Source organism: Halomonas sp. KM007, from assembly GCF_050709225.1.
Classification (GTDB): Bacteria; Pseudomonadota; Gammaproteobacteria; order Pseudomonadales; family Halomonadaceae; genus Vreelandella; species Vreelandella hamiltonii.
Genome location: NZ_CP136131.1, coordinates 1,712,615 through 1,726,909, shown reverse-complemented (window position 1 = coordinate 1,726,909; position 14,295 = coordinate 1,712,615). Strand labels below are relative to the sequence as shown.

General features: G+C 57.2%; 15 protein-coding genes. 2 read left to right on the top strand and 13 right to left on the bottom strand.

The genetic code is table 11. The features are described from left to right. Window positions 1-52: 52 nt before the first annotated feature. Together flgK and flgL are read left to right on the top strand one after the other, a co-directional pair. Window positions 53-1,711: a flagellar hook-associated protein FlgK gene (gene flgK, locus RVM27_RS08075; RefSeq protein ID WP_498957709.1), complete on the top strand. Its 1,659-nt coding sequence runs from the start codon at window positions 53-55 to the stop codon at window positions 1,709-1,711. 15 nt (window positions 1,712-1,726) lie between these two features. Next, a complete protein-coding gene (gene flgL / locus RVM27_RS08070) occupies window positions 1,727-2,968 on the top strand; it encodes a flagellar hook-associated protein FlgL (protein ID WP_193462109.1) in 1,242 nt (413 codons plus the stop codon). 52 nt (window positions 2,969-3,020) lie between these two features. On the opposite strand, the gene fliR is transcribed toward flgL, so the two are convergent. From fliR to fliF, 13 genes are all read right to left on the bottom strand, one after another. Further along, window positions 3,021-3,812 carry a flagellar biosynthetic protein FliR gene (gene fliR / locus RVM27_RS08065; RefSeq protein ID WP_498957708.1) on the bottom strand — a complete coding sequence of 264 codons (792 nt, stop codon included), beginning with the start codon at window positions 3,810-3,812 and terminating at the stop codon, window positions 3,021-3,023. 3 nt (window positions 3,813-3,815) lie between these two features. Then, a complete protein-coding gene (gene fliQ / locus RVM27_RS08060; protein ID WP_039180870.1) occupies window positions 3,816-4,085 on the bottom strand; it encodes a flagellar biosynthesis protein FliQ in 270 nt (89 codons plus the stop codon). Window positions 4,086-4,113: 28 nt separating this feature from the next. After that, window positions 4,114-4,836, bottom strand: coding sequence for a flagellar type III secretion system pore protein FliP (fliP, locus tag RVM27_RS08055; RefSeq protein ID WP_422822518.1), 723 nt, complete (start codon window positions 4,834-4,836; stop codon window positions 4,114-4,116). A gap of 62 nt (window positions 4,837-4,898) precedes the next feature. Continuing rightward, the gene (gene fliO, locus RVM27_RS08050) at window positions 4,899-5,336 is read right to left on the bottom strand and encodes a flagellar biosynthetic protein FliO (protein ID WP_039180865.1); all 438 of its coding nucleotides are present in this window, start codon (window positions 5,334-5,336) and stop codon (window positions 4,899-4,901) included. Then, on the bottom strand, window positions 5,333-5,851 hold the full coding sequence (gene fliN / locus RVM27_RS08045) for a flagellar motor switch protein FliN (RefSeq protein ID WP_498957707.1): 519 nt from the start codon (window positions 5,849-5,851) through the stop codon (window positions 5,333-5,335). Before fliN ends, fliO begins: the two co-directional genes overlap by 4 nt. Continuing rightward, entirely contained in the window at window positions 5,848-6,903 is a 1,056-nt protein-coding gene (gene fliM / locus RVM27_RS08040) for a flagellar motor switch protein FliM (protein ID WP_498957706.1), read from the bottom strand. The genes fliN and fliM overlap by 4 nt, the downstream gene beginning before the upstream one ends. Before the next feature lie 21 nt (window positions 6,904-6,924). Continuing rightward, window positions 6,925-7,398 carry a flagellar basal body-associated FliL family protein gene (gene fliL / locus RVM27_RS08035; protein WP_498957755.1) on the bottom strand — a complete coding sequence of 158 codons (474 nt, stop codon included), beginning with the start codon at window positions 7,396-7,398 and terminating at the stop codon, window positions 6,925-6,927. Between the two features lie 161 nt (window positions 7,399-7,559). Beyond that, window positions 7,560-8,798: a flagellar hook-length control protein FliK gene (locus tag RVM27_RS08030; protein ID WP_498957705.1), complete on the bottom strand. Its 1,239-nt coding sequence runs from the start codon at window positions 8,796-8,798 to the stop codon at window positions 7,560-7,562. 18 nt (window positions 8,799-8,816) lie between these two features. Continuing rightward, on the bottom strand, window positions 8,817-9,269 hold the full coding sequence (fliJ, locus tag RVM27_RS08025) for a flagellar export protein FliJ (RefSeq protein ID WP_096921684.1): 453 nt from the start codon (window positions 9,267-9,269) through the stop codon (window positions 8,817-8,819). Next, the gene (fliI, locus tag RVM27_RS08020) at window positions 9,270-10,658 is read right to left on the bottom strand and encodes a FliI/YscN family ATPase (RefSeq protein WP_498957704.1); all 1,389 of its coding nucleotides are present in this window, start codon (window positions 10,656-10,658) and stop codon (window positions 9,270-9,272) included. Between the two features lie 4 nt (window positions 10,659-10,662). Continuing rightward, window positions 10,663-11,418, bottom strand: a complete 756-nt coding sequence (locus RVM27_RS08015) for a flagellar assembly protein FliH (RefSeq protein WP_144984068.1) — start codon at window positions 11,416-11,418, stop codon at window positions 10,663-10,665. After that, window positions 11,411-12,415 (bottom strand): flagellar motor switch protein FliG, encoded by a 1,005-nt coding sequence (fliG, locus tag RVM27_RS08010; protein WP_287807833.1) that lies wholly within the window; start codon window positions 12,413-12,415, stop codon window positions 11,411-11,413. The genes RVM27_RS08015 and fliG overlap by 8 nt, the downstream gene beginning before the upstream one ends. After that, a complete protein-coding gene (gene fliF / locus RVM27_RS08005) occupies window positions 12,408-14,159 on the bottom strand; it encodes a flagellar M-ring protein FliF (protein ID WP_498939734.1) in 1,752 nt (583 codons plus the stop codon). The genes fliG and fliF overlap by 8 nt, the downstream gene beginning before the upstream one ends. Window positions 14,160-14,295 lie beyond the last annotated feature (136 nt).

The window sequence follows — 14,295 nt, the reverse complement described above, 5'->3', positions numbered from 1 at the left end:
AAGTTTTTCTGCGCATTGCCGATAACCAGATATCGGCCTAAGGAATTGAACCATGAGCATGTTTTCGATCGGCTTGAGCGGCCTGAATGCTGCGCAGAATGCCTTGAATACGACCAGTAACAATATCAGTAACGTATATACACCGAGCTATAACCGCGAACTCACCATCCTGGGTGAGGGGCGGACTAGCGGTGGCGTACGTGTCAACGATATCGAGCGTCAGTTCAATACCTACGTAGCCAATCAGCTCAATAACGCCAAGACTCAGTCCAGCGCACTGTCTACCTATTACAACCAAGTGTCCCAGATTGACAACTTGCTTGCTGATCGAGATGCAGGCCTCTCGCCGTTGATGCAGACCTTTTTCTCGTCTCTGGAGGACTTGGCCAGTTCTCCCTCAGACCCTGCCGCTCGTCAGGGCGTGCTGGGTACGGCGAATACCCTGAGTGCTCAGTTCCGTTCTTTCGATGGTTATTTGCAGGACATGCAGAGCAACATCAATAACCAGATCAAGGACGAAATTACCCAAGTCAACAATACGGTTGAACAAATAGCGGGACTCAATCGTGAAATTGCCCTTGCGCGAGCAAGAACGGGGGAGGCCCCCAACAGTTTGCTGAACCAGCGTGATTACCTGGTTTCCGAGCTGAACGAACGTATGGATCTGCGCCTGAATGTGCAAGATGGTAAAACCTATAACATCAGTCTGCCGAACGGGCAGCCATTGGTGACAGGTACGAACGCATTCAAGCTGGAGCCGATGCAGGCCGATTATGACCCGCAGCGCACGATAGTTGGGTACCGTGATGGTGGTGGCAATCTGGTAGCGCTGAATGAAAGTACCATCACTGGAGGCGCGCTGGGAGGGTTGATGACCTTCCGGTCTGAAACACTGGACAAGACACAAAGCCAAGTAGGCCAGCTTGCCGTATCACTGTCCGTGGCTTTCAACGAACAGCATCGGCAAGGGGTAGATCTCGAGGGCGTCGCTGGAGAAGATTTCTTCAATGTGCGCGCTCCCCAAGCCTACAGCTATCCAGACAACAGTGCCGTGACCATCGATACCATTGCGTTCGATGCGGACACCATAGATCAACTACGTGCCACGGATTATACCGTCAGTTTCGAGGGAGGGGCGCCGTCGGTCATCCGCAAGGATAGTGGCGCAACCGTGGATATTGGCAGTGGTTGGGATGCGGCTAACAGCACGCTGACGTTTGGCGGTATTTCCATCTCGTTCAGCAATGTGCCTGCCAATGGTGACCAATTCGAGATCCAGCCAGTGCGCCGCGCGGCCAACGGCATGGAGGTCAATATCAATGACCTCGACAAGATTGCCGCTGGTCAGCCGGTCAACCCGGATGATGATCCTGCTGATTGGGTAGCCGCTGGTGCCGGAGACAACCGCAACGCACTGGCACTGCAGAACCTCCAGAGTATGAACATTGTGGGTGGCAGTGCATCCGTGAGTGGTGCTTACGGCGCCATGGTCAGCGATGTGGGTAACCGCACCAATATCACGCAAGTCAATCTCGATGCTCGGCAAGGGCTGACGGATCAGCTACGCGCCGTGCAGCAGTCGGAGTCCGGTGTGAACCTCGATGAAGAGGCCGCCAACCTGATTCGCTTCCAGCAATTTTATCAGGCCAATGCCCGGGTGATCGATACGGCTAGTACGATCATGGACACCATTTTGAACTTGCGGAACTAACAAGAGGCTTAGGCGATGCGTATCAGTACGGTCACCATGTTTGAGCAAAGCACGGCTTCTATCAACCGTCAGCAAAACGATTTTCTAAAGATCAGCCAACAGATTGCCAGCGGCCGCCGTGTGGTCAATCCATCGGATGATCCGCAAGCCGCGTCGCGTGCGGTAGGCGTCGATCAGTCCAAAGCGATTACCGAGCAGTATGCGGATGCACGAATTTCGGCACGCAACTCCTTGGCGCAGACAGAGAGTATTCTCAATAGTATCAGTGATGCGGTCATCAGTGCGAAAACGCTGCTCGTGCAGGCATCCAGCGACACATTGAGCGATGTCGACCGAGAGTCTATTGCCAGTGAGCTAAAAGGCATCTATGAAACGCTGATTGGTCAGGCCAACGCGACGGACGGCAATGGACGCTATATTTTTGGCGGCTACAAGGATAACGCCCCGCCCTTCGTGAAGTCCGCAGATGGCAGTGTCGAATATACAGGTGACAATAACGGTCGTGAGCAGCGGGTCGATGCATCGCGGTTAATGCCGGTCACTGAAAATGGTGTGACCATTTTCCAGCAAGTACCCAGTGGTGCCGGCTACATCGCCGAGGCCAACGTGGCGAACCAGGGGAGCGTGCTCATCAATGGCCCTCAGGTGACCAACGTCAACGACCCTGATTACGGCGATAGCTTCCGTGTCAGGTTCGCAGAAAATGGCGCCGGTGAGTCTATTTACACCTTGCAGCAGTTCGATGGCGCGGCTTGGTTGGACGTTGCTGGACAAGTGGGGCAGCCCTACGATGCCAGTGGTCAACAGTTGAGTTTTGGCGGTGTCAACGTCACGCTGCGTGGGCCTTCCGAAGCAGGCGATGAAATTCTTGTCGCGCGTTCAGGGAGCGAGCAACGACCAGCAGACCTGTTCCGTACCATGGAAGCGGCCATTCGTGTTCTGGAGACGCCTGCAGAAAGCAGTAGCCAGAAGGCTGCGCTGCGCAACACGCTCAATACCTCGATGCGTGATTTGGACAATGCGTTGGACAATGTGTTGACGGTACGGGCCTCTGCAGGCGCCAGGCTGAATGAGCTGGATGTCATCGACGCGGTGGGCAGCAACCGGATGCTCAACTACGAGCAGACGCTTTCTGATCTTGTGGATCTGGACTATGCCGCGGCGATCTCCGAATACAGCCTGCGTCAGGTAGGTTTGCAGGCGGCACAGCGTGCGTTCGTCGATATCAAGGGCATGTCGCTGTTCGATTTTATGTGACCTTGTCTCGCCACGCTGCGAAACGCCCTGCCACTTGCCCAGTGGCAGGGCGTCAATTTATGGGGGCCATGGCTTCGATCAGCCCTTGAGTAAACATCACGCCTTGACTGAACAGCTGTTGTAGAAAGCTGCCCAGGTCGGTCATCAGTACCATCAGTAGCGTCAGGCCCACCAGGATAGACGTGGGGAAGCCGATGTTGAACACCGTCAGCTGTGGCGCCGAACGGTTCAGGATGCCTAGCGATAGGCTGATCACGAGCAGTGGCCCTGACAACGGCAGTGCCAGCAGCATGCCTGACGCAAAGATGGTACCTCCATAGCGGGCAAGCAGCTCGAAGGCGCCAGGGTTCAAGGTCCCGATGCCTATGGGCAGCGTGACAAAGCTCATGATCAGAGCCTCCAGCACCATCAGGTGGCCATTGAAAGCCAGAAACATCAGCAGCGTCACCGTATAGAGAATGCGCGACAACACCATGATGTTGGTGCCGCTGGAGGGGTCAAAGAAACTGGCAAAGGCCAACCCCATCTGCAAACCGATGAACTCGCCCGCCGCCTGCACCACGGCAAATATGATATGCATGACCAAGCCAATGGCCAGCCCTATCAACATCTGCTCGATGATGATGCCGACGCCTGCCCATGACATGAGCGCTACATCCGGCATCGGGGGGAGTAAAGGGGCTATCACGATGGCAATGACGGCAGCGAGTGCCACCTTGACCTGATTAGGCACGCTGGAGTGGCCCCACAGTGGGGAGGCGGTCATGAAGGCCGTAATGCGCACGAAGGGCCAGAAAAACGCGACCAGCCAGCCCTGCAACTGGGCAAAGGTGACCTCGACCACGGCCTACATCACCATCGCGGGAATATTACTGAACAGGCGATGTGTAAAATCGGTAATCAAGCCAATGAGCCAGGGGCCTGCCACGACCAGTACGGTGAACACGGCAAGAATTTTAGGAATGAAGGTCAGCGTCATCTCGTTGATCTGCGTGGCAGCCTGAAAAAGACTGATCAGCAGGCCGACGAAGAGCGCTGCCAGCAATATTGGGCCCGCCAGGAATAACATTACCCGCATTCCTTGGTAGGCAAGGCTCATCACCATCTCTGGCGTCATGTTCGTTCTCCTTACCGGCCTGGCGGTACTAAATCATGTAAAAGCTCTCAGCCAGTGAGCCGATGATCAGTTGCCAACCGTCCACCAGCACGAACAGCATAAGCTTGAAAGGAAGTGAAATCGTGACCGGGGGAACCATCATCATCCCCAGCGACATGAGCGTACTGGCAACCACCAGATCAATGATCAAGAAGGGAATGAAGATCGTAAAACCAATCTGAAATGCGGTTTTCAGTTCGCTGGTCACGAAGGCGGGTAGCAAGACGCGCATGGGAAGCTCTTCGGGGCCTTGCAAGGGGCCTATGTCAGCCAAGCGTACGAACAGAGCCAGGTCAGGTTCCCGCGTTTGTGCCAGCATGAATTCTCTGAACGGAATTTGGGCCTGAAGCAAGAACTCTTCGAAATTGATGGCTTCCTGTGTCAAGGGCACCCAGGCCGTGTCGTATACCTGGCTGATGACCGGTGACATGACAAAAAAAGTCAGGAACAGGGCAATGCCCAGCAATACCTGATTCGGAGGCGTGGCCTGGGTGCCCATGGCCGTTCTCAACAGGCTCAGCACGATGATGATGCGCGTGAAGCTGGTCATCATCAATAGCATGGCAGGTAGAAATGCCAGCGAACTCAGGAAGAGCAGCGTTTGCAGCGATAGAGACCACTGTTGGCCTCCATCATCTGTCGGCTGGGAGACCAAGCCTGGCAACTGCTGTGCCTCCACGCCAGGGGAGAGCAAAGACAGCAGGCAGCCCATCAAAAGCAGGCTGAACAGCCACCCGCGTGGTGCTATGGAGCGAAACAAAGGCAGAGCATGGGTCATGGCTTGGGCTGAGAGTCGGTGGTGTGCTGAGCGCCGGAGCGCTTGAGACGATGGTTGGCCAAGGCGCTGCTGAAGCGTTGTGAAAAAGGAGAGGGCGAACTCTCGGCTATGGGGGCCGCGCGGTCTTCAGGAGCAGGCCGCTCGTGGAGCATGGATACTTTTCCACCGCTGACGGCGAGCACGAGCCAGGTATCCTCTATCTCGACGACCACCACCCGTTCGCGGCTCCCAATGGCGGTGCTACCCACCACGCGCAGATGGGCACCATGATCATAACGGTGCTGCTGCCAGCGTTTGAGCAGCGCAGTGCACACCAGAATGATTGCCACCACCAGTGCCAGCGCTGCAGCGGTTTTTCCAAGGACCGCCATGCCGATCAGGGCATCACCGCCGCTTAACGCATCCACGGAAGTCGAAGTCGTCGCGACACTCATCGATTTAGTTTATGAATACGCTCTGACGGCGTAATGATCTCGGTAATACGGATGCCGTACTTATCCTCGATGACGACCACTTCGCCCTGCGCAATCAGATACCCGTTGATCAAAATATCCATCGGCTCACCTGCCAAACCTTCCAGCTCGATGACCGAGCCTTGGGCGAGCTCCAGCAATTGTTTGATCGTCAGCTTGGTACGGCCTAGCTCGACGGTGAGTTTGACGGGGATGTCCATGATCATTTCCAGATCACGGGTCCCGCCACTGCTGGGTTCACCGCTCAGAGGGCGGAAGACATCGTCACTGGCAGGTTTTGCCTGGGGGGCTTCGGGGGCAGGCTCTTCCGTGGCCTCCGATTGCTCGGCAGCTTCTTGTTCCGCCATCGCGGCAGCCCAGGGGTCGTCATCGTCACTGGCGGCATCGGCGCTGGACGATGACTCATCTTGTGCAGACATGGCTTCCGCCCAATCGTCATCAGATACTTTTTGATCGGGTTTGTTTGGGTCTGTCATGCTTTGGGTTCCTTGGCTTTCTGTCGCGTTGAACCTTTGATAAAGTCCTTGGACGATACGTTATTCATGGCCGCATGGTCGATCATGTGCAGCACGCGCAAAGCGCGCTGCTGCCGCTGGCTGCCGTATTCACACTCCATCACAGGTACGCCATCGACCCGTGCTGTAATCGTAGAGGGGATGTCCAAAGGCAGTACATCGCCTTTTTTCAAACCCATCACGTGAGCAATACGGCTGGGGATCTGAGCGAACTCTGCAATGAGTTCGACTTCAGATTGGCGCAGTTCGCTGGCCATGCGCCGTGACCAGGTGCCATCGCTGTCGTGGTTACTGTCATTGATCGGGTTGACCAGCAGGTCCCTGAGCGGCTCGATCATGGCGTAGGGCATGCAAATCTGGAAACTGCTCGACAAATTGCCTACTTCGATATTGAACTTGGTATTGACGACGATCTCGTTAGGCGAATTGGTAATATTGGCAAACTTGGACTGTATTTCCGAGCGCAGAAAATGCACATCCAGCGGGTAGACGACCTTCCACGCTTCTTGATAAGCATCTATGGCCAGATTCAACAACCGCTGAATGATGCGCTGCTCGGTATTGGTAAATTCACGGCCATCCGACTTCGTGACGAAACGTCCGTCGCCGCCAAACAGGTTGTCCACCACCATGAAGACCAGGTTGGGAGGGAAAACCACCAGCGCAGAACCTCGCAGTGGCTTCATCGACACAATGTTCAGGTTGGTAGGTACCGGAACGTTACGCGAGAAGTCGCTGAAGCTTTGATAGCGCACTGATTCGACCGTGATATCCGAACTGCGGCGGATCAGGTTGAAGAGCCCATTGCGGAAATAGCGGGCAAAGCGTTCGTTGATGAAGTCCAGTGCGTGCAAACGCTCCCTGATGACCCGGTGCTGGGTCGACGGGTCATAGGGGCGTATGCGCGTTTCATCCTGTGCGTGAGATGACGTAGCCGCTGGCTCGTCATCACCGCTGACGCCTTTCAACAAGGCATCGATTTCTTCCTGGGACAGTAGATCGTCCTGCGACATGAACGGCTCCAGTACCCGGGATTATTGAACGATGAATTCGGTGAACAGCACTTCCCTGAGATCCAGGGGGGGCTGGTTCTCGGTCAAGGGCACAGACAAACGGCTGATGATGTCCTGAGCAAGCGCTTCTTTGCCTTCTGTAGAGGTCAGCTCACTCGCTTGCTTGCCAGACAGCAGGATCAGCAGCCGGCTGCGTACTTGCGGCATGTGCTCTTCGATGATGGCTTTGCTCTGTTCGTTGCCAACCCGCAGTGTGATGCCGGTATAGAGCAGGCGTGATCCGAAGCGATCATCGGCCAGGTTGACCGTGAAAGGTTCGATACGTGTGAAGACGGGGGGCGTTGGGGCTAGCGTTTGCTGTTGGGTTTCACCCTCAGCTCCGCCTCGCTGGTCAAGGACGAGATAGATCGCCGCCGCTGCTCCCGCGGAGGAAAGCAGTACCAGTATGATCATTACCAGAAGCAGTTTTTTAGATCCGCTGCTTGATTCAGCCATTGTGATTCCCATGGTGTTCATGCATGACACTTATCCGGCATTATGCCTAACGAGTGTGATGATGAAGAAACGAACAGGCTTATTGGAATAGCCTATCTCTTGGTTTAGCGGGCAGACACTTTCGTCGGCCCGTCTTGCATACTATTCATCTAGTGCGCTGGTCAGGCATAGAGGTCAACGCGGCCATCCAGAGTGGTGGTCACGGTGCGCTCGGTATCGATCTCGATATCAGCCTCTTGAGCTCCGTTGCCGTGCTGTGTGCCTGCGTCCGAGTTCTGCTGTGCAAATGCTTGTTGCTGAGTGCTTTGCTCACCAACGGAGGCGTCGGTCAGCATGATTCCCTGCTCTGCCAATATGTCACGTAGCTGCGGGATAGCATGTTCGATGACTTGCCGGACTTGCGCATGAGCCGATAGGAAATGTGCTTGCGCGCCATGCTCCGTCATCTTCAATGAGATGGAGAGCGGACCGAGCTCGGCTGGATGAAGGTTCATCTTCACCTGCTGTTCACCCCCAAGCTGGGTGATGTGGACCAACTGTTGACCCAACTGGGACGGCCAGGCGGGGCTGGAGACTGGCGTGCCCAAGCTGGCCTGGATGGGGGGAGAAGACGGCATGGGGCCAGATGACGTTGCGCTATTGGGCAGTATGAAAGAGGTCTCTGCGGGAGCCGACTTCAGGGCGCTCTCTGGTACGGCCAGCGTCTGCATGAAGCTGGTGGCCGTATCAGGGGTGGCGCGCAACAGGCCGTTGGCAGTATCGCCCAAGGGACTGGGAGGCGTGGCAGCTTGCCAGGTCAACGTCGGGACACTGGAGGGCGCTGCCAAGGCTCTGGAATCGTCGGCGGCGGCAACGTTCGGTGCCATGGACGGGGTAGCCATGACGCTCAATGACTGGAGCAGCGGCATGACTTCATGCTCTTCTAGCGACAGTTGACTGGCAACCGAGCGTATGGCCGCCTCGGCGGCAGAAGACATCGGTGTCGTAGAAGTATCTTGCTGATACGAACTCATCAGGGCCAGGCGTTGGGCAATCTCTTGCAGCTCGTCCTGGGAGGTGGCAGGTAGCAGCTCCGGTGCGGGGAGATCCGCCTCGGACAATGAAACCGATGCCTGCTCACTGCCGAGGTAACTCATCAGTTCGTGGAGGGTTTCTGTATCCAGCCGAATGCCCAGTGCCTCCAAGGCACTGGCAAAGGACTCAAGAGACAGGTCGTCAGCAGAGGTCGTGGAATGTGCTGTCGAATAGCTCTCATTGACCGAGCGATGCTGCCCATTGGCTGCATGCTGTAGCGCCTGTCGGAAAAAACCATTGGCGAACGTGTCACCCAAGGGCTTCGCTGCACTGGTTGCCGTGCTGGCATGGCCCTGATTCACGGAAAGTAACATTTCGATATTCATATAAATCCCGGAGCCACGTTACAGTAGCTTATCAGGGCTCTGGCGAGCCATTCGATTGGTGACCAACTCATCGTTGGCTTTTTGTTCATGCCTGGCCTGACGGCGATGCTCTTCCAGCAAGCGGCGTGAAGCCAGTGTATCGTAAGAAGAGAGCCGACGCTGCTCTTGCTGCCAGTGTTGCTGACTTTGCTGTACCCGTTTCTGTTGTGCTGCCAGGGCTTGACGTGCTCGGCTCAGTGCCGCGTCAAGAGAGGCTAGAAACTGTTGGTAATTGTACATGGTGGCCGGGTCGATGCCCTCTCTCATCGCCTGTTGCAGACGCTCGGCATACTCCACACGATAACGGCTCAGTGACGCCAGCTGCGCCTCCGTTTGCTGTTCCGTCTGGCGCTCTTGGGCCAGCAGCTTGCCTGCCTGATCGCGGGCATCGCGAGCCAGGCCGGTCAGCATGTCGATCTGATGGTTACTCATTTAGCCTCCCACCACCGCGTGCAGCGCTTGACGCGACTCTGAAAGCGTTGCGCACTCATCTATGTTCTGTTGTAAAAAACGTTCCAGGCTTGGGAAGCGGTTGACCGCTTCGTCCAGCTTGGGGTCATGCCCTGGGCTGTAGGCGCCTACGCTGATCAAGTCGCGATTGCGTTGATAGCGTGAGAAAATTTGCTTGAAGGTGCGCGCTTCCTGCTGTTGCTCGGGCGTGACGATCGCTGTCATGGCGCGGCTGATGGATGCTTCGATATCGATCGCGGGATAATGGCCTGCTTCAGCCAAGGTGCGCGACAAAACGATATGGCCATCCAGAATGGCGCGGGCAGAATCGGCAATGGGATCCTGCTGGTCGTCGCCTTCCGTCAGTACGGTGTAGAAAGCAGTAATGGAGCCGCCTCCTCGCTCTGCATTGCCTGCGCGCTCAACCAGTCCCGGGAGCTTGGCAAATACGGACGGCGGATACCCCTTGGTGGCAGGAGGTTCACCAATGGCCAGCGCGATTTCGCGTTGGGCCATGGCGTAGCGGGTGAGCGAATCCATGATCAACAGCACATTGCGGCCCGCATCGCGGAAGCTTTCGGCGATGCGGGTGGCGTAGGCAGCGCCTTGCAGGCGTTGCAGCGGGGAGGTATCCGCAGGCGCAGCGACGACGACCGCACGCCGACGTCCCTCGGGGCCCAATATGTTGTCAATGAAGTCCTGTACTTCGCGCCCACGTTCGCCAATCAGACCGACCACGATCACGTCGGCCTCGGTATAGCGTGCCATCATGCCCAGCAAGACGGATTTGCCCACCCCCGAGCCCGCAAATAGCCCCATGCGCTGCCCCCTGCCGACACTCAACAGCGCGTTGATGGCGCGAATGCCTACGTCGATTTGTGCTTCAATGGGGGCTCTTGAAAGTGGGTTCAAAGGCCTGGAGCTGAGCGTCGTGCGCGGAGCTTCTTCGATATTCTCTCGGTCATCGAGGGGATTGCCATTGCCATCGAGCACCCGCCCAAGCAACTCTTCTCCCATCGGAAAGCGTCGTGCGCTATGGCCGTTGCCATCGACCAGTGGGGTGACGCGCGCGCCAGGCATCAAGCCGGAAACTTCTTCAAGCGGCATCAGAAAGAGCTTGTCGCCTGAAAACCCGACGACTTCTGCTTCGGCAAATTTATCGCTGTCGTTCAAGCGTCCATCGACACCGGGCAATTCGATATGACAGGCGCTGCCCACGGCGACACGTAGCCCAACGACTTCGATGACCATGCCCGTGGCCCTGACGACTCTGCCGCTGGTGCGGTAGCGAGGCAAGCGGCTGACGCGCTGAGTGGTGCGTTGAAGGGCTTTGCGCCAGCGGTGCTGATGCGGGCAGGAGAGCGTGTTCATCGTATCAACCTGACGGTGGCGCGCTGTGGCGCTTGCGTAGCTGCGCTTGAACGCTTTGCCAGCGACTTTCAAAGGTGGCGTCCAGCTCCCCTTGCGCACTGGTGACACGGCAGCCGCCACGGGCGAGCTGATCGTCAGGCTGCAGCACCCACTGGGCAGCTTCAAGTTCGCTACCCAGGTGCGTTTCAACGAGAGTGTGATCCGTGGGATTCAGCCACAGACGTTGCTTGCCCACCAAAGGGGGCTCGGTATGCAGAAGCTCGCGCACGACCTGAAGAATGTGCTCTGGGTGTTCATCGAGAGCATCGGCGGCCAGCTGCTTGCCGGTCGCCAGCGCCAGGTCGGCAAGGTCGTGAGCGATGGTGTCGTCCAGCCGTTCAAGCGCCTCGGAAAACTGCTTGGCCAAGGATGCCAGTGGCGCCAGCGTTTTCTGAAGCTGTACATCCAGCTCCTTTTCCGCCTGCGCGCGGCCTTCCTCCAGTCCTTTGGTCAGGCCCTCTTCATGACCACGTGCCAGGCCAGCCTGATAACCCTCTTCTTCGGCCGCTTCGCGAATCTGGTCATAGATTTTTTGACGCTCGCGTTCTTCTCGTACGCGTGCTTCCGCCGCGGCTCGCTGAGCAGCCTCGACTTTGCGCTGGTGAGCGCTCGGCCCTTGCAGGCTATCGGCATCAGCGGTTGGTGAAGTGAGTAACTCCTCCATCTGCCAGCGTCGCCACTGGCCGTGACGGTCGAATTCAGGCGAATGAGTATCAGACATACTCATCATCTCCACCCGCTAGCACAATTTCACCTGAGTCTGCCAAGCGTCGCACGATCTGCAGGATGGCTTTTTGCTCGGTTTCCACCTGGGAAACACGGATGGGACCACGGGCCTCCATGTCTTCGCGCACCAGATCGGCAGCACGCTGCGACATGTTGCGCAGGAACTTGTCCACCAGTGCGTCCTGGGCGCCTTTGAGTGCCACCACCAGCGAGTTGGTTTCCACTTCCTGAAGCACCATCTGAATCGCACGATTGTCCAGGTCGAGCAGATTTTCGAACAGGAACATTTCGTCGATGATCTTCTGAGCCAGGTCCTCGCTGTGAGAACGCACTGTCTCGATCGCGACTTCTTCCTGGGCCGAGTTCATCAGGTTGAGTATCTCGGCAGCGGTCCTCACGCCACCCATCTTGCTGCGCTTGAGATTCTGGCCGTCCAACATGCTGGTGAGCACTTCGGTCAGCTCTTGCAGCGCGGCAGGCTGCACACCGCTGAACGTCGCGATCCGCAGTACCACATCATTGCGCAGTTTCTCTTCGAACAGCTCGAGGATGTCGGCCGCCTGATGGCGATCCAGGTGCACCAGAATCGTCGCGATGATCTGGGGGTGCTCGTCACGAATCAGCTCGGACACCATGGAAGCTTCCATGAGGTTGAGCGCATCGATACCCGAGTTGTTGCCCGTAGATTCGAGAATGTCCTCGATCAGGCTGGTGGCGCGCTCGCTGCCCAATGCCTTGGTCAGGACGGAGCGGATATGCTCGCTGGAGTTGAGGTTCAGCGCGACAAACTCTTCGGTTTCCCGATGGAACGCCTCCAGCACGGCCTTCATATCTTCATGCGACACTTGATGCAGTCGTGCCATCTCGGTGCTGATCTCCTGCACCTCGCCGGCGCTGAGAAACTTGAATACCTCGGCGGCGCTGTCTTCGTCCAGGGCCAGCAATAGAATGGCGCTTTTACGTGCTCCGCTCATCTCCGTGATGCTAGTCATTGGCATTCATCCAGCTGCGGATAATCATGGCCACCATGCGTGGGTCTTCCTGGGCCATTTCGCGCAGATCATTGAGATTGTGTTCATACAGTGATGTCTTGCGACGACGCTTGGGTTTGCCGCTGTAGGTATCATCCTCATCGGTGTCTCCCACGCTCTCTTCATCGTCATCTTCACTGCCGATGCTGGTGTTCAAGATGCCTCCAGGCATGGCAGCTGCCACCACGGGCGGTTGCGTGTAGCGCTTGATCAACGGGCGCAAAATCAGCCAGTAGAGCAGAAGGGCAACCAATGCTACCAAGAGGTAGCGGCCAAGGTTTGCCGCCATGGCAAGCGTGTCAGGTTGCTGCCACCAGACTGGCTCCAGGCGGCCATCGTCATCGCTGGCAAACGGCGTGTTGACAATTTCCACCTGATCGCCGCGCAGGTCAGAGAAGCCCATGGCTTGCTGCACGAGGCGCTCTAGCTGTGCCACTTCTTCTTCGCTGAGGGCGACTTGTTCGGCTTCTCCCTCTTCATTGATGACCGTACGGAAGTTCACGACCACGGCCGCTGTCAGGCGCTCGATCTGCCCCAGGCGATGCTGAATGTGCTCGATGCTGCGATCGACTTCGTAATTGACGACGTCTTCTTGGCGCAAGTTGCGTAAGGCGCCAGGTTCAGTTGTCGTATCCTCGGCGTTGTCATCGGGCTGGTTGATCGGAGAGGGAGCGACGCCTGGTGGCGTATTGCTCAGCGCGCCGGGAATGCCTGATGCCAAGGGGTCGTCGCCATCGTAGGACAGGCTCAGCTGGCGGCTACGAACGGCAGATTCGTTGGGCGTCTGGTTGGGGCGATAGCGCTCCGACGTCTCTTCGCGACGAGAAAAATCGATTTGCGCGGCGACCTGGGCGCGAACGTTGTCGCGTCCCACGATAGGCAGCAGGATGTTCTCGATACGCTGCTGGTATGACCGCTCGACTTCGGTGATGTAGGCAAGTTGAGTGCCGTCCAGATCATTGCCTTGCTGGGAGTTGGCGGTCAACAGACGACCGTTTTGATCCACCACGGTCACGTTCTCGGTGGAAAGCTCCGGAACGCTACTGGACACCATATGGACGATGGCGCTGACTTGGCCTTCGCCCAGGACCCGTCCAGGCAGCAGCGTCAATACGACGGAGGCCTTGGCGGGTTCACGGTCACGAACGAAAACGGATGGCTTTGCCATCGAAATATGAACGCGGACACGCTCGACGGGGCCCAGGGATTCAATCGAGCGTGCCAGTTCGCCTTCCAGGCCGCGCTGAAAGTTGACCTGCTCCGCAAACTGGCTAATGCCGAAGGCCTGATTGTCCATCAGCTCAAGCCCTAGATTGCCGCCTCTGGGAAGCCCTTGCTCGGCTAGCTGGAGCCTGAGAGGGTGGACCTGTGCGCTGGGGACAAGCAAGGCTTGGCCCCCCTGGCTGAACTGATAGGGAACGCCACGGCTGTCCAGCTCGGCAATGATCCGTCCACCGTCTGCCTCGTTCAGGTTGCTGTAAAGCACGCGATACTCTGGGCTGCTGGCCCACATGAAAAGTGCTGCCACCACTGCAATGGAGGCCGCTGCAGCCACCAGGACAACCACCAGCGGATTGCCGCGCAGTTGCTTCATGGTGCGCTCGAAGGTTGAGGGGGAGGCTGATTCGTTCGCCGCCACTCCGCTTTGCGAAGCGCTTGCTGTCGTGCTGTTTTGACGGCCTGCCGTAGCACCGGTTTCGCTCATGCATCCCTCCAACAGGGTTGGCAAAACGGGTGTCGGCCCAGGCGCATCACCAAAGAAGGCATAGGCTATTTCCGTCAATCGCGGTGATCCGCCAAGCAATAAGGGCGGAATTGTGATGAACGCCATTATGATGAGG

What these genes read in the sequence shown, in the direction of transcription:
- flgK (WP_498957709.1), top strand. Translation starts at nt 53, where the DNA reads ATGAGCATGTTTTCGATCGGCTTGAGCGGCCTGAATGCTGCGCAGAAT.
- flgL (WP_193462109.1), top strand. Translation starts at nt 1,727, where the DNA reads ATGCGTATCAGTACGGTCACCATGTTTGAGCAAAGCACGGCTTCTATC.
- fliQ (WP_039180870.1), bottom strand. Translation starts at nt 4,085, where the DNA reads ATGACGCCAGAGATGGTGATGAGCCTTGCCTACCAAGGAATGCGGGTA.
- fliP (WP_422822518.1), bottom strand. Translation starts at nt 4,836, where the DNA reads ATGGGCTGCCTGCTGTCTTTGCTCTCCCCTGGCGTGGAGGCACAGCAG.
- fliO (WP_039180865.1), bottom strand. Translation starts at nt 5,336, where the DNA reads ATGAGTGTCGCGACGACTTCGACTTCCGTGGATGCGTTAAGCGGCGGT.
- fliN (WP_498957707.1), bottom strand. Translation starts at nt 5,851, where the DNA reads ATGACAGACCCAAACAAACCCGATCAAAAAGTATCTGATGACGATTGG.
- fliM (WP_498957706.1), bottom strand. Translation starts at nt 6,903, where the DNA reads ATGTCGCAGGACGATCTACTGTCCCAGGAAGAAATCGATGCCTTGTTG.
- fliL (WP_498957755.1), bottom strand. Translation starts at nt 7,398, where the DNA reads ATGGCTGAATCAAGCAGCGGATCTAAAAAACTGCTTCTGGTAATGATC.
- RVM27_RS08030 (WP_498957705.1), bottom strand. Translation starts at nt 8,798, where the DNA reads ATGAATATCGAAATGTTACTTTCCGTGAATCAGGGCCATGCCAGCACG.
- fliJ (WP_096921684.1), bottom strand. Translation starts at nt 9,269, where the DNA reads ATGAGTAACCATCAGATCGACATGCTGACCGGCCTGGCTCGCGATGCC.
- fliI (WP_498957704.1), bottom strand. Translation starts at nt 10,658, where the DNA reads ATGAACACGCTCTCCTGCCCGCATCAGCACCGCTGGCGCAAAGCCCTT.
- RVM27_RS08015 (WP_144984068.1), bottom strand. Translation starts at nt 11,418, where the DNA reads ATGTCTGATACTCATTCGCCTGAATTCGACCGTCACGGCCAGTGGCGA.
- fliG (WP_287807833.1), bottom strand. Translation starts at nt 12,415, where the DNA reads ATGACTAGCATCACGGAGATGAGCGGAGCACGTAAAAGCGCCATTCTA.
- fliF (WP_498939734.1), bottom strand. Translation starts at nt 14,159, where the DNA reads ATGAGCGAAACCGGTGCTACGGCAGGCCGTCAAAACAGCACGACAGCA.